At 65.0% G+C, this 19,269-nt stretch carries 14 protein-coding genes and 1 riboswitch; of the genes, 8 read left to right on the forward strand and 6 right to left on the reverse strand.

Annotated features, from left to right (window positions below):
* Positions 1-205: 205 nt before the first annotated feature.
* Positions 206-2,962, reverse strand: a complete 2,757-nt coding sequence (locus ACODS0_RS25765; RefSeq protein ID WP_121505956.1) for a DUF349 domain-containing protein — start codon at positions 2,960-2,962, stop codon at positions 206-208.
* Between the two features lie 922 nt (positions 2,963-3,884).
* Between ACODS0_RS25765 and ACODS0_RS25770 the strand changes: the two genes are divergently transcribed.
* The 4 genes from ACODS0_RS25770 (at position 3,885) to ACODS0_RS25785 (ending at position 7,912) form a co-directional block, all read left to right on the forward strand.
* Positions 3,885-4,724, forward strand: a complete 840-nt coding sequence (locus ACODS0_RS25770) for a lytic transglycosylase domain-containing protein (RefSeq protein WP_055394774.1) — start codon at positions 3,885-3,887, stop codon at positions 4,722-4,724.
* Positions 4,725-4,817: 93 nt separating this feature from the next.
* A riboswitch (ZMP/ZTP riboswitch) is annotated at positions 4,818-4,972 on the forward strand.
* Between the two features lie 35 nt (positions 4,973-5,007).
* On the forward strand, positions 5,008-6,252 hold the full coding sequence (gene glyA, locus ACODS0_RS25775; RefSeq protein ID WP_488838013.1) for a serine hydroxymethyltransferase: 1,245 nt from the start codon (positions 5,008-5,010) through the stop codon (positions 6,250-6,252).
* Positions 6,253-6,269: 17 nt separating this feature from the next.
* Positions 6,270-6,719: a transcriptional regulator NrdR gene (nrdR, locus tag ACODS0_RS25780; protein WP_055394770.1), complete on the forward strand. Its 450-nt coding sequence runs from the start codon at positions 6,270-6,272 to the stop codon at positions 6,717-6,719.
* A 290-nt stretch (positions 6,720-7,009) separates the two neighbouring features.
* A complete protein-coding gene (locus ACODS0_RS25785) occupies positions 7,010-7,912 on the forward strand; it encodes a DMT family transporter (protein ID WP_121505954.1) in 903 nt (300 codons plus the stop codon).
* Between the two features lie 15 nt (positions 7,913-7,927).
* Here ACODS0_RS25785 and ACODS0_RS25790 read toward each other — a convergent pair whose 3' ends face one another.
* Together ACODS0_RS25790 and aroC are read right to left on the reverse strand one after the other, a co-directional pair.
* The gene (locus ACODS0_RS25790) at positions 7,928-9,679 is read right to left on the reverse strand and encodes a bifunctional metallophosphatase/5'-nucleotidase (RefSeq protein ID WP_488838067.1); all 1,752 of its coding nucleotides are present in this window, start codon (positions 9,677-9,679) and stop codon (positions 7,928-7,930) included.
* A 169-nt stretch (positions 9,680-9,848) separates the two neighbouring features.
* Positions 9,849-10,946: a chorismate synthase gene (gene aroC / locus ACODS0_RS25795; RefSeq protein WP_055394766.1), complete on the reverse strand. Its 1,098-nt coding sequence runs from the start codon at positions 10,944-10,946 to the stop codon at positions 9,849-9,851.
* 173 nt (positions 10,947-11,119) lie between these two features.
* Here aroC and ACODS0_RS25800 point away from each other — a divergent pair, with 173 nt between their 5' ends.
* A complete protein-coding gene (locus tag ACODS0_RS25800) occupies positions 11,120-13,354 on the forward strand; it encodes a sensor domain-containing protein (protein WP_488838016.1) in 2,235 nt (744 codons plus the stop codon).
* 33 nt (positions 13,355-13,387) lie between these two features.
* Here the strand turns inward: ACODS0_RS25800 and ACODS0_RS25805 are convergent, their stop codons facing one another.
* Positions 13,388-13,840: a CBS domain-containing protein gene (locus ACODS0_RS25805; RefSeq protein WP_487255379.1), complete on the reverse strand. Its 453-nt coding sequence runs from the start codon at positions 13,838-13,840 to the stop codon at positions 13,388-13,390.
* 147 nt (positions 13,841-13,987) lie between these two features.
* Between ACODS0_RS25805 and ACODS0_RS25810 the strand changes: the two genes are divergently transcribed.
* Together ACODS0_RS25810 and ACODS0_RS25815 are read left to right on the forward strand one after the other, a co-directional pair.
* Positions 13,988-15,298, forward strand: a complete 1,311-nt coding sequence (locus tag ACODS0_RS25810; RefSeq protein ID WP_487260588.1) for an O-acetylhomoserine aminocarboxypropyltransferase — start codon at positions 13,988-13,990, stop codon at positions 15,296-15,298.
* A 2-nt stretch (positions 15,299-15,300) separates the two neighbouring features.
* Positions 15,301-16,119, forward strand: a complete 819-nt coding sequence (locus ACODS0_RS25815) for an alpha/beta fold hydrolase (RefSeq protein WP_488838019.1) — start codon at positions 15,301-15,303, stop codon at positions 16,117-16,119.
* A 30-nt stretch (positions 16,120-16,149) separates the two neighbouring features.
* Here ACODS0_RS25815 and ACODS0_RS25820 read toward each other — a convergent pair whose 3' ends face one another.
* Entirely contained in the window at positions 16,150-17,388 is a 1,239-nt protein-coding gene (locus ACODS0_RS25820) for a DUF418 domain-containing protein (RefSeq protein ID WP_488838021.1), read from the reverse strand.
* A gap of 131 nt (positions 17,389-17,519) precedes the next feature.
* On the opposite strand from ACODS0_RS25820, the gene ACODS0_RS25825 reads away from it, so the two are divergent.
* Positions 17,520-17,858 carry an Mpo1-like protein gene (locus ACODS0_RS25825; protein ID WP_121505948.1) on the forward strand — a complete coding sequence of 113 codons (339 nt, stop codon included), beginning with the start codon at positions 17,520-17,522 and terminating at the stop codon, positions 17,856-17,858.
* A gap of 96 nt (positions 17,859-17,954) precedes the next feature.
* On the opposite strand, the gene ACODS0_RS25830 is transcribed toward ACODS0_RS25825, so the two are convergent.
* On the reverse strand, positions 17,955-19,250 hold the full coding sequence (locus ACODS0_RS25830) for a YihY family inner membrane protein (protein ID WP_488838023.1): 1,296 nt from the start codon (positions 19,248-19,250) through the stop codon (positions 17,955-17,957).
* Between the last annotated feature and the right edge of the window lie 19 nt (positions 19,251-19,269).

Raw genomic sequence — 19,269 nt, forward strand, 5'->3', positions numbered from 1 at the left:
TTTCAGGTACTAGCGAGTAACATCGTGGAGGTTCGAGTCCTCTCCTGGGCACCAAACACATAAAAAGCCGTTGCAGTTGCAACGGCTTTTTTGTTTTCTGGCCGCCAAAGAAAAACGAGACCACCAGCGATCTCGTCTTGCGTGTTGCGGTAAGCGCTGTGAGCACACACACACCGCAGTGCACATGCCCACCCGTCACATCACATCACTTGCGCAGCAGTGTTTTCAGCACGTTCTGCAAACGGCGTGCGCTGCCTGCATCGCTGGAGCTGGCCAGCACGCGCGCCACATCCTGCCCCCAGGTCTGTGCAGGCGCAGGATCATTGCGGCGCGTCAGCAGCTGCAACTGCAGCATGCGACGGGCAGCGATGTGCTCCGCCGGCGTGGGAGCCTCAGCCGCCATCTCCAGGCGCAGCAGCGCTTCTGCCGCATCACCCTTGGGGGCAGCCGTCAGCGCTTGCGTCCAGGCGCTGCGCACCGATGCCGTCACACCCGAACCCAGATCTTGCGTGCCGGGCACCAGCGCTGCATCGCGCTTCTCCCAGGCCGTCAACAACTGGGTCAGCGCCTCTCCGTGGGCCTGAGCCGCCAGCTTCTTCAAGGCCAGCTGGGCATGCTCCATGGCTTCGCGCTGGGCGCGGAACGCGGTGTCACCCAGGCGGGGGCCGCGGTCCTCGAACGCTGGGCGCTCGCCAAAACGGCCGCCACGGTCAGCACGGTCGCCCATGCGGCCATCGCCACGCGGGCCACGGGCGCCATCGCGATCACCCGGACGACCATCGCGGCGGTCGCCTGGACGCGCACCACGGCCAGGGGCCGCAGGCGCATCCTTCTTCATGCCGGGGCGGTCGTCACCGCGCACTGCCACCACAGGCCGGGCAGCAGGCTTAGGTGCTGCGGGCGCTGGAGTGGCAACCTCGGCAACTTCACCACCATCGGGGGTTTCGGCAGATTCACCGGCGCCACCCTCGGTAGCAACCGGGAGAGCGCCTGCCTGCGCCTCTGAATGCGCCTGAGCATCCTTTTGCGCCGTGGCCACAGCTTCTGCCGCCTGGGCCTGACCGCGCAGTGCAGCTTCCAGCGCCTGCATGGCCGCGCGAATCTGCTGCGCATCACCGCTGGCATTGGCAGCCTCCAGGGCCTTCGAAGCCTCCAGCACCACGCGATCACGTGCGCTCAATTCGGTCACCGCGCGCTCGCGGTCTGCCGACTTGCGGTTGAAGGCTTCATCGATGGGTTTGCGAAACGCATCCCACAGCTTCTGCTCGTGCTTGCGGTCCAAGGGCACGGTTTGCGCCTCAGCCTGCCAGCGCTGCTGCAGCGCCTTGACCGCATCGATGCGCAAAGTGGGGGCCGCACCAAGGGCCATGGCCTCATCAATCATTGCATGACGGCGGGCCAGGCTTTCCTTCTGTGCAGCTTCCAGGGGAGCAGCTGCCATGGAAATCGCCTGCTTCCAAAGGGGTTGCAGTTCCGCAAACAGCTTCTCGCCCACATGGCCGCCTTCGCGCCAGCGATCACCAAACTGGTGGAGGGCACGGTTGATGGCTTTCCAGTCGCCAGAGTTGGCATGTTCCTGCGCCCACGCCTTGACCTCTTCGATCAGCGCCAGACGTTGGGCTTTGTGCTCAGCGGCTTCGGTGCGGATCTTGTCAAGCCACGCCTCCACCACCTTGTGCGCAGCGTTGCAGGCTTCGTCGAATTTCTTCCACAGGCTGTGGTTGGGAGCCCCGCCCTGGTCTGCCTGTTTCCACTGCTCGCGCAGGTTGCGCAGGGTTTCCTGCATCTTGCGGCCGCCCAGGGCCTGGCCCTCAGGGCGGTTGAGCAAGGCCTCAGCCTTGGCCACCAGGTCTTCGCGCACCTGGTCTGCGCTCCAGCGTTGCCAGCCTTCCAGCTCACCAGCCGCCACCAGGGCCGTATGCACCTGCTGCTCCAGGGTGCTATCGATGTGTTTGCCATGCACCTTGAGCACGGCGCGCAGCGCGGCTGCAGCCCCGGCACTGGCCTTCCCATGGCCCTCGGCAGTTTCCTTTTCGAGGACCGCCAAGGCTTCCCGCACGCTTTGCGCGGCCTTTTCAATCACTTCCGGCGCGACTTTGGGCTTGGCAACACGCGCAGGCTTGGCGGCCGCAGCGGCAGCAGCAGCCTCCGTGGGCTGGCCGCGCGCGGTACGCAGCTCATCCGCCCAGACGGGCACTGGCGGCAGCGGTGCATTGACATCTTCGGCGGCCGCTACAGCCTGGGCCAGTGCGGGCTGGAATGCCTCCCACACCACCAGCAGCTGGGTGCGCGACGCATCGAGCAAGGGGGGGAAACGTGCCTCCACACTGGCCCAACTGGCATCGCCAGTCAACTCCTGCGCCTGTTCCTGCCAGCGGGCCACATCGGCACGCAACAGCTCCAACGCCGCCTGAGCGTCACGCCAGGACTTGGTGGAAAGCACTTCGATGCGCTGGGCCAGCAGCACAGCCGCCTCACGCTGCACCTGAACGCGGTGCTGCAGATCCTCGATCACCTTCACGCGATCCGCGACCTGTACCTTGAGCACAGACAAGGGCTCGCGGGACAGCGGTGCGCCCGCCTTGGCGGCATCACGCTGCCATGCCAGGGCATCGGCAATGTTGAGCTTAGGGGCTGCAAGCAGCACCTGCGCTTTTTCAGCCCACTCGGCGGCAATGACCTCCTGGCCCTTGGCGCGGCGGATTTCATCGAGGCGCTCACGCACCGCGCGCGCGGCGCCCTTGTCACGCCCGCTCAACTCTTTGAAAACCTCCTGCAACTGCTCGTGGTCTGGCTGGGTAGCCAGCCAGTCACGAATGCGGGAGGCGCGCTCGCCTGAGGTAGCGGCAGAAAAAGCGCCACCGGTCAGCGCATCAAGCGGATGCGGCTCATGGGTTTTGGCCGGGGCCGGATTCACTTCAGGTGCGTCGGACATTTTGCTGCGGGAAAAAAATGGAAACATGGATCCAATGGATAACAAAGGCGGCCCCGGGCGCACTGCCTGAAGGCCTGCCCCGGCAACTGCGCTGCACGCGCGCCAGGGCAACAAAGCGGCTATTTTCACCGGGTTTGGCAAACAGGCCGCAGCTTGGCGGTGTGCCAAGCCCTGAGGGGTGATCTGGCACAAGGCTTTGCCAGACGGGCTGACATGCTGCGGCCCTGCAAGGGTGCCGCCGCTCTAGGGAACAGCCCCCATTATCTATATATAAGGGCCAAGAGCCCAAAAGCACGCCACGCCACAAACAAGAAAGCCCGGCAGACAGGGCCTCAAGGCCTGCCTGCCGGGCTTGACGGCTGACACAACGGTCTTTGCCATCGGTCGCGATGCGGAGATGAAGGTCCACATGGCGAGGAGGCAAGGTATTGCCTCCAGGGGTTTGCCGTAGAGGCCGCATCTGCTGCACCAGGACACTGAATGCCCTCGGAGGGAGACTTGGCTTCGTCTGGCGATGCCTGAAATCTACAGGCAGCACAACCTTACCAAAGGCGCCGCCGCAACTCAAACTGGATTCTCAATGGCAAAAAGACCGGCGATTGAATTTGACATACGCACGTAACAACAGCTCGCGAAGTCCCAAGCCCCAGGTCGGCGCACACCCCCTAAAACCTGTGATTTTTTACATACTTTTCATAACTTAATGATCTTAAAAATCAAAATGTTAGTATTGACTAAGCATTTAGTGAACTTCTAGAATCCGCCAGCCCCAAAACGGGCTAGTAAAAACCCCAACCTCGCTGCCGAACCCGGCTAAGTCAAAGCAGGCCCCAAGCACACCAAAGACGTGCGGCCTCACTTGATGGCGTACCAATCCAGGCGATCCGCCGAGACGAGACAGTCCCCGACGACTGCCCGGCTCACTGTGGCGCCTCAGAAAGGAAGAGCTATGACAGCGTCAGGAAAAATAGTCTCCGGCGTGCGGACCTTCGTGGCCGACGTGACCGAAGGTTTTCTTGAAATCACCCACAACAGCTTTGCCCTCATCGGCCTGGCTGTCGCCTTCGTCGTGATCACCCTCACGGCCCGCCCGGACTTGCGCCAGGCTGGTGAAGCACAGTTGATGAACTGGCTGCAGGCCCGCCAAGTGGAAGTGCTTGGCATGCCCATCGAACCAGAAGCCAGTGAGCGCGCCACGGCGGGCAACCCCAAGGACCTGCCCAAAGAGCAGGCTGCCGTCGCCTTCTGGCTCAGCAAGAAGTACCGTGTCGCCCCTGAGCCGCTGAGCGTGCTGGTGGCCGAGGCCTATGAAATTGGCGCAAAGTCCAAGATCGACCCGACGCTGATCCTTGCCATCATGGCCATCGAGTCGAGCTTCAACCCATTTGCACAAAGCGCCGTTGGCGCCCAGGGGCTGATGCAGGTGATGACCAATGTGCACACCGACAAGTACCAGAACTTTGGCGGGCACTTTGCTGCCTTTGACCCCGTGAGCAATCTGCGTGTGGGCGTGAAGGTTCTGCAGGAGTGCATTGCGCGCGCCGGTTCGGTGGAGGGCGGGCTGCGCTTTTATGTCGGCGCAGGCAATCTTGCCGACGATGGCGGCTATGCGGCCAAGGTGATGGCCGAGCATTTCCGGCTGCGCCAGGTCGCCGGTGGCCGGGCCATGCCCACCACGCCACCACCCAACCTCTCCACCCAGGCTCCCGCACAGGTCATCCCGGTGGCCGCACCGCCCGCAACGCCTGCCGCCAGCGGTGACAAAGTGGCCCTGCTCTCCGGGCTCTGACAAGGTTCGCGAGCCCCTGGGGGTAGAAACATCCCTCGGACACACCGCCTCCCATTTCCCTGGCACCTTTGCGCGCGTCACGTCAGCTACACTAGCGAGGTACGCGACTGGCGATAGGCGCGGCATCCAACACAGGGTGCTGCCGCTGACGTGGAAACCGACAAGGGCCTGCCTCTTGTGAACCACTGGGAAGCGTGCCGCACGGGGTTTATCCCTTCTGCGTTCAGCCGTTCGCCTGGGCAGCCCTTGTTTCAAGGGACACAAGTTCATAGGACTGCCAATCATGTACGACCGCAATATTCTTGTCGAACAAACCGACCCCGAACTGTTTGCCGCCATCCAGGCTGAAAACGCCCGGCAAGAGCACCACATCGAGCTGATCGCCAGCGAGAACTATGCCTCCCCCGCCGTGATGTGGGCGCAGGGCACGCAGCTGACCAACAAATACGCCGAAGGCTACCCCGGCAAGCGCTACTACGGTGGCTGCGAGCATGTGGACGTGGCCGAGCAACTGGCCATCGACCGCGTCAAGCAGATCTTCGGCGCCGAAGCCGCCAACGTGCAGCCCCACTGCGGCGCCTCTGCCAACGAGGCGGTGTTCCTGGCCTTCCTGAAGCCCGGCGACACCATCATGGGCATGAGCCTGGCCGAAGGCGGCCACCTGACACATGGCATGCCGCTGAACATGTCGGGCAAGTGGTTCAACGTGGTCTCCTACGGCCTGGACGCCAACGAAGCCATCGACTATGAAGCGATGGAAAAGAAGGCCCACGAGACCAAGCCCAAGCTCATCATCGCCGGTGCATCGGCCTACAGCCTGCACATCGACTTTGCGCGCTTTGCCAAGGTGGCCAAGGACGTGGGTGCGATCTTCATGGTGGACATGGCCCACTACGCTGGCTTGATCGCAGCTGGCGTGTACCCCAACCCCGTGCCCCACGCCGACGTGGTCACCTCCACCACGCACAAGAGCCTGCGCGGCCCCCGTGGCGGCATCATCCTGATGAAGGCCCAGCACGAAAAGGCTATCAACAGCGCCATCTTCCCCGGCCTGCAAGGCGGCCCGCTGATGCACGTGATCGCCGCCAAGGCCGTGGCCTTCAAGGAAGCACTGCAACCCGAGTTCAAGGCCTACCAGGAACAAGTAGCCAAGAACGCCAAGGTGCTGGCAGAGACGCTGACCGCACGCGGCCTGCGCATCGTGAGCGGCGGCACGCAAAGCCACGTGATGCTGGTCGACCTGCGCGCCAAGGGCATCACCGGCAAGGAAGCCGAGGCCGTGCTGGGCGCCGCCCACATGACCATCAACAAGAACGCGATCCCCAACGACCCTGAAAAGCCGATGGTGACCAGCGGCGTGCGCATTGGCACCCCTGCCATGACCACGCGCGGCTTCAAGGAAGAAGAGGCCCGCATCACGGCCAATCTGATCGCCGACGTGCTGGACAACCCGCGCGACGAAGCCAACATCGCTGCGGTGCGCGCCAAGGTCAATGCCCTGACCGCCCGCTTCCCCGTCTACGGCTAAATCCACAGCCGAAAACCATGAAGTGCCCCTTCTGCAGCCACCTCGAGACGCAAGTCGTTGAAACGCGGGTGTCTGAGGATGGGGTCTTCATCCGCCGCCGCCGCCAGTGCGGCGCGTGCGACAAGCGCTTTACCACCTACGAGCGGCCGGAAGTGAACTTCCCGGCCATCGTCAAGAAGGACGGGCGCCGCATTGAATACGACCGGGGCAAGCTGCTCGCCTCGTTCAACCTGGCTTTGCGCAAGCGCCCCGTGAGCACCGACCAGATCGACAGCGCCATCGAGCGGATCGAGGAAAAGCTGCTCAACCTGGGGCAGCGCGAGGTGATCTCCAGCCGCATTGGTGAGCTGGTGATGCGCGAGCTCAAGAAGCTCGACAAGGTGGCCTACATCCGCTTTGCCAGCGTGTACCGCAGCTTTGAAGACATCGACGACTTCCGCGCCATGGTTGACGAAGTGCGCAAGTAGCAGCCTCCGTATTGCTGTCTGCACCGGTGCTGGCTACAGGGCCGGATGATCTCAGGCACTTTTGGTCTCCAGCGCTTATCACACAAGCGCCAGCAGCTATAAAATATTATAGCAACCACATCCACGGGCGATACATGTGGACCTGAGCGGGCGATCGCTGTCGCGCGTGCTACACCGCAGCATGCTCCAAAATTAATAGCTGCGCACGCTTTCTGGACAAGCGCTAGACGCCAATTTGGCTTGAAAACTGGCTTGGTGCGAGCCAGCGCGCGAGTCGCCTGTACTCCACAATGCGCCCGGTGAAAACCCGCCACTTCCTGCAGCTGGTGCTGCTGTCCGCCCTGTGGGGCGCCTCCTTTCTTTTCATCCGCATTGCCAGCCCCGTGCTCGGGCCCAACGTGATGGCTGCGCTGCGCATTGGCCTGGCCACGTTGACGCTGATGGGCATCATGCGGGTCGCCAACGAACCCTGGCCGTGGCGCCATTGGCGCGAGCTGTTCGGGCTGGGCACGCTCACCGTCGCACTGCCTTTTCTGCTGTATGCCTGGGCGGCCTTGCACCTGCCCGCCGGCTACAGCTCACTGCTCAACACCATGGCCGTGCCCTTTGGCGTGATTGCCGCCGCGTGGATGAAGGAGGACACACTGAGCACGCGCAAGTGGCTGGGTTGCGTCTGCGGCTTTGCGGGGGTGGCGCTGATCGTGCAGCTGGGGCCCGTGGAGCCCACGCCTGCCTTGCTGATGGCAGCGGCGGCCTGTGTGGCAGCGTCAGCCTGCTATGGCATCTCTACGACGTGGATGAAGCGCGCCACGACGCGAATGTCCCCGTTGTCGATTGCCGCAGGCATCCACGCCGCCGCACTGGTGTTGCTGCTTCCGGGCGCTGCGTGGAGCTTGCCCGAGGCCCGTTTCACACCGGGGGCACTGGCTGCGGTGGCCGTGATGGGCATCGTGACCTCGGGCCTGGCCTACTGGCTCAACCTGCGGGTGCTCAAACATGTCTCGCCCGTGGCAGCAATGAGTTCGGCCTTCATGATCCCGCTGTTCGGTGTGGCCTGGGGCCACATCTTTCTGGGCGAGGCCTTGGGCCCCGGGATGGTGTGGGGCGGAGCGCTGGTGCTGGTGGCCACCGGGCTGGTGACAGGATTCAACCCGCTGCGCTGGCTGGCGGCAATGCGCCCGGGGCGCAGCTAAGAACCAGCAAGCGCCTCAGCGGGCCCCGCGCGTGATGCGGTCCGTGGCGGGCACCGGCACCGGGCTGTGGGCGCGGAAGTAAGCCTCCAGCGCATCCAGGTCCAGCCCGCCCACCAGGCGGTCGCGGCCTTCGGCCAGCACGGTGAAGTTGTCCCCGCCGCTGTCGAGGTAGCTGCTCATCACCACGCGCACCTGCGCATCGTCGCGCAGCGGGGTACCGTTCAGCACCATGTGGCTAATACGCGCACCCACTGGCTGGGAGAGGTCATAGCGGTACGAAAATCCTGCGGACACCAGCAGCACCCGGGGCCGCTGCACGGTGTTGCTGCCGCTGGCGAACTGCTGCTCTAGCGCCGCCTTGATCTGCGCGCCCGTGAAGGTCTTGACGACCAACTGGTTGCCGAAGGGCTGCACCGCATAGAGCTGGCCATAGCGCACCAGCCCTTGTTCATCGGGCACCAGATCAGCGCGCAGGCCACCCGGATTCATCAAAGATAGCTGCGCCCCACCCTGCTCCGGTGCACGCATGGCGTGGAGCTGGGCATCGGCAACCAGATTGCCCAGCGCGCTTTCGAGCGACGGGGCCGGTGTGCGCCGGAGGGCGCCAGCGGCCTGCCCCACGGGGCGCTGGGCCAGCGGCACGGCAGCCGCGCGGTAGGTGTCGATGACTTTCTGCACCTGCGGATCCGCCGCAAAGGACGGCACGGCGGAGGTCAGGGGCACGTGCCCCTGGCTGCCCGTGAACGCCTCGCCCTGCACGATGACATTGCGCGCGGCTTTGTGCACCACGCGGCGGGTGCGCGTGTCCACCCGCAACTGGATGTCCGTGAGCAGCGTGCCGTACTGGCCCGCGCTGGTCAGCAGAAAGGGCTTGGCCGGGTTCACGCGGCCGTAGTCGCAAACATAGGCCTGGTGCGTGTGGCCCGAGACCACCACGTCCACGGCCGGGTCCAGCCGCTCCAGGATGGGCACGATGTCGCCCGAGAGGCCCGCGCAGCTGGTCTCCTGCACTCCGGCTGTGGTGCCGCCGCCCTCGTGGATGACCACGGCGATCACATCGGCGCCCTGGGCCCGCAGCAGCGGAATCAGCGCGTTGGCCGTGGCCGCTTCGTCCTCAAAGCGCAGGCCCGCCACACCCGAAGGGCTGACCATGGTGGGCGTGGCCTGCAGCGTGAGGCCGATCACGCCCAGGGTGACGGTCACCCCACCTTCGGTAAATCGCTTGATGCCGGTGGCAGGCAGCAGCGTGCGCCCATCCTCGGTGCGCACGGTGTTGGCGGCCAGGAAGCCGAACCGCGCCCCAACGAAGGGCTGGCTGATCTGGCAGGGCTGGCGCGCGGTGAACTTCTCGCAGCCGCCGTGCTGCAGGCGCAGCAGTTCGCGCCAGCCCCGGTCGAACTCATGGTTGCCCACGGCATTGAAGTCGATCTGCATGGCGTTGACCGCCTCGATGGTGGGCTCATCCAGGAACAGTGACGACAGCAGCGGCGATGCACCCACCATGTCCCCCGCCGAAACCACAGCGTGGTGCTGTCCCCGGGCCTTGAGCGCCGCAATGGCGCTGGCGAAATAAGCCATGCCCCCGGCAGGCACCGAGACCGGCCCCACCGCAGTCTGGACGGTATGCGCCATGCGCGGCGGCTCCAGGTTGCCGTGCAGGTCATTGAAGCCAATGAGCGTGATGTCGATGTGCTGAGGGGTTCGCCCATCGCCAGTTGGCAAAGCCGTGCCGCAGCCCGCCAGCAGCGCCCCCAGTGTGGCCACCATCGCGAGTGCGACCTTGCGGCGACCTCGCTGCGATCCCATGAAACCCTGTGCCAACAAGCTGCGCATGGACTACCTCATTCAATCCAAGAAAAAAGGGCGCGCATCGCTGCACGCCCTCTGCGTCACCAGCACCGAAAGCCCGTGCTCTACCCGCAGCGCAGCGCGCCCGTTACAGGAACGATGCCTGGATGGGCGGCACCGGGGGCACCACGTCGCCACACTGCGCGCGATGGCGCAGGGCGTGGTCCATGACTACCAGTGCCAGCAGTGCCTCGGCAATCGGTGCGGCGCGGATGCCCACGCAGGGGTCATGGCGGCCCTTGGTGATGACCTCGGTGCTGTTGCCATGCACATCGATCGATTCACGCGGGCTGATGATGGAACTGGTGGGTTTGATCGCAATGCTCACCTCTAGGTCCTGCCCGGTGCTGATGCCGCCCAGCACACCACCGGCGTTGTTGGTGCGAAAGCCCTGGGGCGTCATCGAATCACCGTGCATGGTGCCCCGATGGGCCACGCTGGCAAACCCAGCGCCGATTTCCACGCCCTTGACAGCATTGAGGCCCATCATGGCGTGGGCAATGTCGGCATCAAGCTTGTCGTACAGCGGCTCACCCAGGCCCACCGGCACGCCGGTGGCCTGCACGCGGATGCGGGCACCGCACGAATCACCGGCCTTGCGCAGGGCATCCATGTAGTCCTCGTACTGCTGCACATCGGCCACGGGGGCGAAGAAGGGGTTGCTGCGCACATGCTCCCAGCTCTCGAACGGGATGGCCAGCTCGCCCAGCTGCGTCATGCAGGCGCGAAACTGTGCACCGTATTGCTGGGCCAGCCACTTCTTGGCCACCGCGCCCGCAGCCACCGTCGGGGCCGTCAGCCGGGCCGATGACCTGCCACCGCCACGCGGGTCGCGGATGCCGTACTTGTGCCAGTAGGTGTAGTCGGCATGGCCGGGGCGAAAGCTCTCGGCGATGTTGCTGTAATCCTTGCTGCGCTGGTCGGTGTTGCGGATCAGCAGGGCGATGGGCGTGCCTGTGGTCTTGCCCTCATACACGCCGGAGAGGATTTCCACCGCATCGGGCTCGTTGCGCTGCGTGACGTGGCGGCTGGTGCCAGGGCGGCGCCGGTCCAGGTCGGCCTGGATGTCGGCCTCGGACAGCGGCATGCCGGGCGGACAACCGTCGATCACGCAGCCAATGGCCGGGCCGTGGGATTCACCAAAATTGGTGACTGCGAATAGGGTTCCGAAGGTGTTGCCGCTCATGGGGCGGGATTATCCCAGAGCGGCGTGCGCCGCCGTCGCTGGACCCCACCACAGAGCACGCCCCACCCAAGAATGAGAGGCACAACATGGGGTTCAGATGAATACTTGCCACAAACGCGCTTGGCAGTGCGGCGCGCACTTGCTAGCATCCATGGACGATCTTTGGGACATCCATGCCCGTTTCAGCCCCGCACACTTCCGGCCCTCCTTCCCACCACGGCATCCTGCCGCCAGCCCCTTTGGCCGATGCCCCGTTGCGCAGGGCACTGGATGCCAGCGACAACGCCATCGTGATGAGCAACAGCACCCGGCACGTGGTGTATGTGAATGAAGGATTCACCCGCCTGTTTGGGTTCAGCCCTGCGGAGGTGCTGGGCAAATACCTCAGCGACGTGCTGCTGGGCCCACACTCCGACCCCGGGCTGCTGAGCGAAATCCGTGATGGCATCGACCAGCAAGGGGGCTTTCATATAGAGACGCTGCTGTACAGCAAGGCTGGCCAGCCACGCTGGGTGTCGATGATGATCAATGCCTCGAACGAGGCCTCCGGCGGACCGGGGGGCAGCATCACGGTGCTGACCGACATCACACTCACCAAGATGCACGAGGTGCTTCAAAAGCGCGTGCTGGAGGGCATGGTCAACGAATTGCCGCTCGCCGACCTGATGGCTCTGGTGTGCCGCGAAGTGGAACGCATTGCCCCCGAAGTCACGGCCTCCATCCTGTCCGTGGACGAGCTGGGCCTGCTGCACCCGCTGGCAGCGCCCGGGCTGCCCCCCGCCATCTGCCAGGCGCTGGACGGGGTTCCCATCGGCCCTTGTGTCGGATCGTGTGGCACTGCGGCCTTCCGGCGGGCGCCTGTTGTGGTCACCGACATCACCACCGACCCCTTGTGGGCCGACTACCGCACCCTGTTTGAGCCCAGCGGCATGCGAGCCTGCTGGTCCAGCCCGATCTGTGACCACGCAGGCAAGGTGATTGGCACCTTTGCCTTTTATTTTCGGGAGCCGCGCGCGCCGGACGCGCTGCACCATCGGCTGGTGGACGTATGCCTGCACTTGTGTGCGCTGGCCATTGAACGCAACGCCACACGCCAGCGCATTCACCAGCTCGCATTTTTTGATGAACTCACAGGCCTGCCCAACCGCGCCATGTTCCGCAGCAGTGCGGAGCGTGCGCTGGCCAGCCTGCGGCAGGAAGACCACCCTGGTGCGGTGCTTTTCATCGACCTGGACCGCTTCAAGCAGGTCAACGACACCCTGGGCCATGCCGCAGGCGACGCGCTGTTGTGCGAAGTGGCCAAGCGACTCACGCAGTGCCTGCGCGCGCGCGATCTGATCGGCCGGCTGGCGGGTGATGAATTCGTGCTGCTGTTGTCCGAGTGCAGCACCGGGCAAGTCGTGCAGATGGCCCAGAGCATCCTGCAAGAGATGGCCCGCCCCATGGACCTCCACGGGCAAGCCCATGTCTGCCACGCCAGCATTGGCATTGCGATGTTTCCGGACGATGGCGATGCGATCGACACGCTGCTTCGCCACGCTGACCAAGCCATGGTCCAGGCCAAAAGCGACCACAGGCACAGCCTGCAATTGTTCAGCGCCGAAATGAACCGGCGCGCACAGGAGCGCGCCGCCCTGGAACGCGCCTTGCGCCAGGCGCTGGCCGACCGCAGCCTGAGCCTGCACTACCAACCCCAGGTGCTCAGCAGTGCGCCTGGCACCCTGCACGGTGTGGAAGCGCTGGCGCGCTGGCAACATCCCGAATGGGGCATGGTGCCCCCCAGCCGGTTCATCCCAGTGGCCGAAGAGGCCGGCCTCATTCACGAACTGACCTTGTGGCTGCTGGACGAAGCCTGTGCGCAGCTGTCGGCCTGGCGTGCGGCTGGCCACAGCGTGCCCTGCGTGGCCGTGAACCTGTCAGGACGCAGTTTTCACCAGGCAGAGTTTGCGCAGCAGGTCTGCGACGCGCTGGAGCGCCACGGCCTGCGCACCAACGATGTGCTGCTGGAGATCACCGAAAGCGTGATGATGGATGCACGGCCGGTAACGCTGGCCAACATCGAGGCGCTGCACCACAAGGGCTTTAAGCTGTCGCTCGATGACTTTGGCACTGGCTACTCCAGCCTGAGCTACCTGCACCGCCTGCCCATCAGCGAACTCAAGCTGGACATGGCGTTTGTGCAGGACCTCACCACCAGCCCCACCGCACGCGCGCTCACGGTATCGGTGCTCAGCATTGCCCACAGCCTGGGCATGGTGGTGGTGGCCGAAGGGGTGGAAACTACAGGCCAGCAGCAATGGCTACAGGCCCACGGTTGCCCTGTGATGCAGGGCTATCTGTTCGGCAGGCCCATGCCACCAGATGAACTGGAAGCCTGGCTTTGCGCGCCTGCGCGGGGCGTGAGTTGAGAACAGCGCTCGGTGTCGCAGACGTCGCAGCGTTCAGCCGCTGCGGGACTCGTCTTCCGGCCAGTCGCGGATGTAGGCCTTGAGCATCTTGTTCTCGAAGTTCTGGCTGTCCACGACGGCCTTGGCCACGTCGTAAAAGCTGATCACGCCCATCAGCATGCGGCGGTCCATCACGGGCATGTAGCGCGCATGGCGGTCCAGCATCATGCGGCGCACTTCGTCCATGTCGGTTTCGAGCGTGCAGGTCAGGGGCGCGTCGTCCATGGCCGAGCGCACCAGCATCGTGCCCACGCTGCCCCCGTTTTTGACCAAGGCCTGGATCACCTCGCGAAAGGTGAGCATGCCCACCAGGTCGCCATGCTCCATCACCACCAGCGAGCCAATGTCGCGCTCGGCCATCAGGCTCACGGCACTCGCCAGCGGCTCGTCCGGCGATGCGGTGTAGAGGGTGTTGCCTTTGACGCGAAGGATGTCGCTGACTTTCATGGTGCAGAGTCTCCGGGGGATCGGGAAGAGTATGTGTGGACCCACAGGCACCAGCACATCCGCTGGGGTTGCCCAGGTGCTGCAGGCCGTTTGTCGGCAAATATAGCCCACAATGCCCGCCTGCATTGACAACATGGGAGACACAAGATGCCCGGTTACTCCGACCCCGGCTTTGACACGCTGGCGCTGCACGCAGGCGCGAGCCCCGACCCCGCCACTGGCGCGCGCGCCACGCCCATCCACCTGACCACGTCGTTCGTCTTCGAGTCGAGCGACCACGCGGCTTCGCTGTTCAACCTGGAGCGCGGCGGCCATGTGTACAGCCGCATCAGCAACCCCACCAACGCGGTGCTGGAACAGCGCGTGGCAGCACTGGAAGGCGGCGTCGGCGCGATTGCCACCGCCAGCGGCCAGGCCGCGCTGCACCTGGCGATTGCCACACTCATGGGCGCGGGCAGCCACATCGTGGCCAGCACGGCGCTGTATGGCGGCTCGCAGAACCTGCTGCACTACACGCTCTCGCGCTTCGGCATCGAGACCACGTTTGTGAAGCCCGGCGACATCGACGGCTGGCGCGCTGCCGTACGCCCCAACACCAAGCTGTTTTTTGGCGAGACCGTGGGCAACCCCGGCCTGGATGTGCTGGACATTCCCACCGTATCCTCCATCGCGCACGAGGCCGGCGTGCCACTGCTGGTGGACTCCACCCTCACCTCGCCCTGGCTCATCAAGCCGTTCGAGCATGGCGCCGATCTGGTCTACCACTCGGCCACCAAGTTCCTCTCAGGCCATGGCACCGTGGTGGGTGGCATCGTGGTCGACGGCGGCAGCTTCGACTGGGACGGCCCAAAATCCGCCGGCAAGTTTGCCGAGCTGACCCAGCCCTACGACGGCTTTCACAACATGGTGTTCACCGAGGAGAGCACCGTGGGCGCCTTTCTGCTGCGCGCGCGCCGCGAGGGCTTGCGCGACTTTGGCGCCTGCATGAGCCCGCACACGGCCTGGCTCATCCTGCAAGGCATTGAAACCCTGCCGCTGCGCATGGCGCAGCACATGCGCAACACCGAGAAGGTGGTCGAATTTCTGGCCACACAGCCCTTTGTGTCGCGCGTGGGCCACCCCATGCTGGAGTCGCACGGGAGCCACGCCCTCGCGCAAAAGCTGCTGCCGCGTGGCGCGGGCTCGGTGTTCAGCTTTGACCTCAAGGGCAACCGCGAGCAGGGCAAGAAGTTCATCGAAACCCTCAAGGTCTTCAGCCACCTGGCCAATGTGGGCGACTGCCGCAGCTTGGTGATCCACCCGGCCAGCACCACGCATTTCCGCATGAGCGACGAAGCGCTGGCGGGCGCAGGCATCAGCCAGGGCACGATCCGCCTGTCCATCGGCCTCGAAGATGCCGACGACCTCATTGACGACCTGAAACGCGCGCTCAAAGCCGCAGAAAAGGCGGGGGCCTGACCATGCACATCCAAGTCAACGGCGCCGCCATCTACTGCTACACCGGCAGCAAGGCATTTGATGCCGCCAAACCGACCGTGGTGTTCATCCATGGCGTGCTCAACGACCACAGCGTGTGGGCCCTGCAAAGCCGCTACATGGCCAACCACGGCTGGAACGTGCTGGCCATCGACCTGCCCGGCCACTGCCGCAGCAGTGGCGAGGCGCCCGCCACGGTGGAGCAAGGCGCGGACTTCATCGGTGCGCTGCTCGATGCCGCCGGTGTGCAGCGCGCAGCGCTGGTGGGCCACAGCTGGGGTTCACTCATTGCCATGGAGGCGGCCGCGCGCCTGAAGGACCGCATCAGTCACCTGGTGCTGGTGGGCACGGCGTTCCCGATGAAGGTCTCGCCCGCACTCATCGAAGCGTCACAGACCGACCCCGAGAAGGCGATGCGCATGGTCAACGTGTTCTCGCGCAGCACCTTGTCTGCGCCCCCATCGGCCCTGGGCCCAGGCACCTGGGTGTTTGGCGCGGGCATGGCGCTGGGGCGCAAGGTGCTGCGCAGCAATACGGCGGTCAACGTGTTCCACCGGGGGTTTGTGGCCTGCGATAGCTACACCGGCGGCGAAGCCGCCATGGCGCAGCTGACATGCCCGGTGCTGTTTGCGCTAGGCAGCCAGGACCAGATGGCACCGCCCAGAGCCGCGCAGGGCCTGGTGAATGCGGCACGCGCAGCAGGCAAATCCGTGTCGATGGCCAACCTGCCGGTGGGCCACAACCAGATGACCGAGGCGCCGGAAGAAACGCTGTTCGCGCTGCGCGACTTTCTGGCCCGCTGAGCAGCGCTCCGCACGCGTCCCGGCCTGCAGTCAGGCCGGGACGCGCCGCCATGCGGGCCACTGCCACTGCGTGAAAGCACGCAGCAGCCATTCCACCGGACCATAGGCATGCGTGGCCATCCAGCGGTGGCTCCACGCCAGCTGGCTGGCGTACAGCACCAGCGCGCCCAGCACCACCCATCCCGGCGACACCTGGCCCACCAGCGCCAGGCCGTAGGCCGTAAAGACCAGCGCCCCCACCAGCGACTGCAGCAGGTAGTTCGTCAGTGCCATGCGCCCCGCTGGTTGCAGCGCAGCGCCCAGCCGGCGGCCGGCAGGGCCGCGCTGCAGCAACCACAGCAGCAGCGCGACATAGCCGAAAGTGAGAAACGGTGCGGTGGCCAAATCCACTGCCAGTGCAGCCAGACCCACATGCTCGGGCGAGTGAGCGCTGCCGCCTCCCTGCGTAGAGGCATAGAACAACGCACCCGCCACACCGACCGGCAGGCAGCACACCATCCAGCGGCGCAGTCGCGCGGGGTGCTGCGCCACAGTGGCCAGATAGCCGGTGCGGTGCGCCGCCAGCCCCAACAGGAACATGGCCAGCGCACACGGGCCCTGCACGAACACCAGCACAAACCACACGCCCTCGGCCATGTCCCGCCCGCGCTGCGCAATGGCCTCCAGGGCACTGGCGCGATACGCTTGCGCGGCTTGCTGCGCCTTGGCGTGCAGCTCTGCCAGGGGCAAGTCCATCGGCGGCACCTGCGCCACCAGCCAGGCCAACAGGCCCCAGCCAGCGGCAGTGGCACCCAGCAGCACCAGTGCCAGCACCACTGCCGTGCCCGGACGCACGTCCCGCCATGCGAGCAGCAGCAGGCCCAGCAGCGCATAGGTGACCAGGATGTCGCCCGCAAACAGCAGCCACGCATGCACCAGCCCCAGCAGCAAGAGCCCCAGCAGGCGCCGCAGAAAACGCGGAACAAAAGCGCTGCCGGTGCGCTGGGCAGCGTCCATCTGCAGTGCAAAACTGTAGCCAAACAGCATCGAGAACAGCAGATAGAACTTGGTCTCGAAGAAGAAGCTCACCAGCCAGCGCACGGCGTGGTCCACCGGCCGCGAGAAGGCCGGGTCAGACACCCCCACGCCAAAGTAGGTGGAGGCAAAGCTGCCCGCATTGACCATGAGGATGCCCAGCAGCGCAAAGCCGCGCAGCGCGTCGATGGCGTGTTCGCGGCCCCCTGCGGGGGCAGCGAAGGACGGGGTGGTTGTGGATTCCGTGGAAGTCATCCTGGCGATGGTGACAGAACCTGTTCAACGACAGCCCACGGCATCTCATGTCCACAGTGGCACTGCATTTTCAAGGGCTTGGGCGTATAAAGCGTTTGGCATCAGGTAGCCCCACCCCCAAGGAGACAACGATGGACATCAGTGCCCCCCACACCACGACTACCGACCCGCGCACCTTCAAGCGTTTCGCCGAGTTCTACCCCTTTTACCTCGGCGAACACAGCAACCGCACTTGCCGCCGCCTGCATTTTGTGGGCTCCACGCTCACCCTGGTCTGCCTGGCCATGCTGGTGGTCACGGGCAAACCGCAGTACCTGCTGTATGGCCTGCTGTGCGGCTACGGCTTTGCCTGGGTGGGTCATTTCGGCTTTGAGAAGAACAAACCCGCCAGCTTCAAGCGGCCGCTCTACAGCTTCATGGGCGACTGGGTGATGTACAAGGACATCTGGACGGGGAAGGTGCCGTTCTGAAGCGGTGATTCGCCACAGCTGTCACGGCGATAAATTCAAGTAAAAACAGGCCATAGCGCTTATCCAGCAAGCGCAAGCAGCTATATTTTCGATAGCTTACATGGGCACGGCCCGCTGCGCGCCCAGGTCGGGGTCAGCGCCTGCGCCCACCTGCAGCACATCCTCCAGCAGCAACCCGTCCAGCCGGGCCTGTGACCACAGCGGCTGCAGGCTCTCGGCGCGCTCCAGCAGCAGGCGCTGCACCAGCGGCGCCAGGGGTGTCGCGCCCGGGTTGGCCAGCAGCACATAGCGCGGCTCGGGCACGTCCGCAGCGTCCACCGCCGCATCGTTGACCTGGCCCACCCAGTCCAGCGCGGTCAGCGCCTCGAGCACCGGGGCCAGCTGCAGCACGTCCACCCGCAGCAACTGGGCGAGCTGGCCGGGGCGCAGGCCTTTGAGGGGCTGGTGGCGCACGCGGTGCAGCTGCTGCAGCACCTCCACTGCCAGTTGAAACGTCCAGCCCGCCACGGTGCCGCGCCGCGCCACACCTGCCAGCAAGCTGGGCAGGTAGGCCGTAACCACCGCGCCCAGCAGCACGATGACCCAGGCCACATAGATCCACACCAGCAAAATGGGCAGCGTGGCGAATGCACCGTACACCACCGAATACGTTGGCACCTTGCCGAGGTACAGCGCCAGCACCTTCTTGGCCAGCTCGATGCACACGGCCACGAACAGCCCACCCGTCCAGGCGTGCCGCCACTTCACCGGCGTGTTGGGTACATAGTGGTACAGCGACGCCATGCCCCCCGCCAGCACCACAAACTGGATCGAATCGAACAGCAGCTGCACACCATCGGGCAGGCGCTTGACCAGCCCGCCCGAGGCCGACATCACGTACGACGTGAGCGCCAGGCTCGCCCCCATGAGCAGCGGGCCGAGTGTGATGGCGGCCCAGTAGATCAGCACCCGCTGGCCCAGCGGCCGCAGCCGCTGCACGCGCCAGATGTCGTTAAGGGTGCGGTCGATGGTGAGGATCAGCGCCAGCGCCGTGGCCAACAAAATGCTGAAACCTGCCACCCCCAGGCTGCTGGCCTTGGCCGCAAACTGCGTGAGGTAGCCCAGCACCTGTCGCGAGATGCTGTCGGGCACCAGGCTGTTCACCAGCCAGCCCTGCAGCGCATCCTGCAGCTTGCCGAAGATGGGGAAGGCCGTGAACACGGCCAGTGCCACGGTGAAGAAGGGCACCAGCGCCAGGATGGTGGTGAAGGTCAGGCTGCTGGCCGTGAGCCCCAGATGGTCCTCACGAAATCGCTCACGCAGCGTCTGGGCCGTGGTTTTCCAGGGGAAGTGCGACAGCTCGGTCACCAGCGCCTCCGCGCGCTGGGCCACTGCCTGTAAGGACAAGGACATGGCCGATATGATGCCACCC

The organism is Acidovorax sp. FG60 (assembly GCF_057808995.1).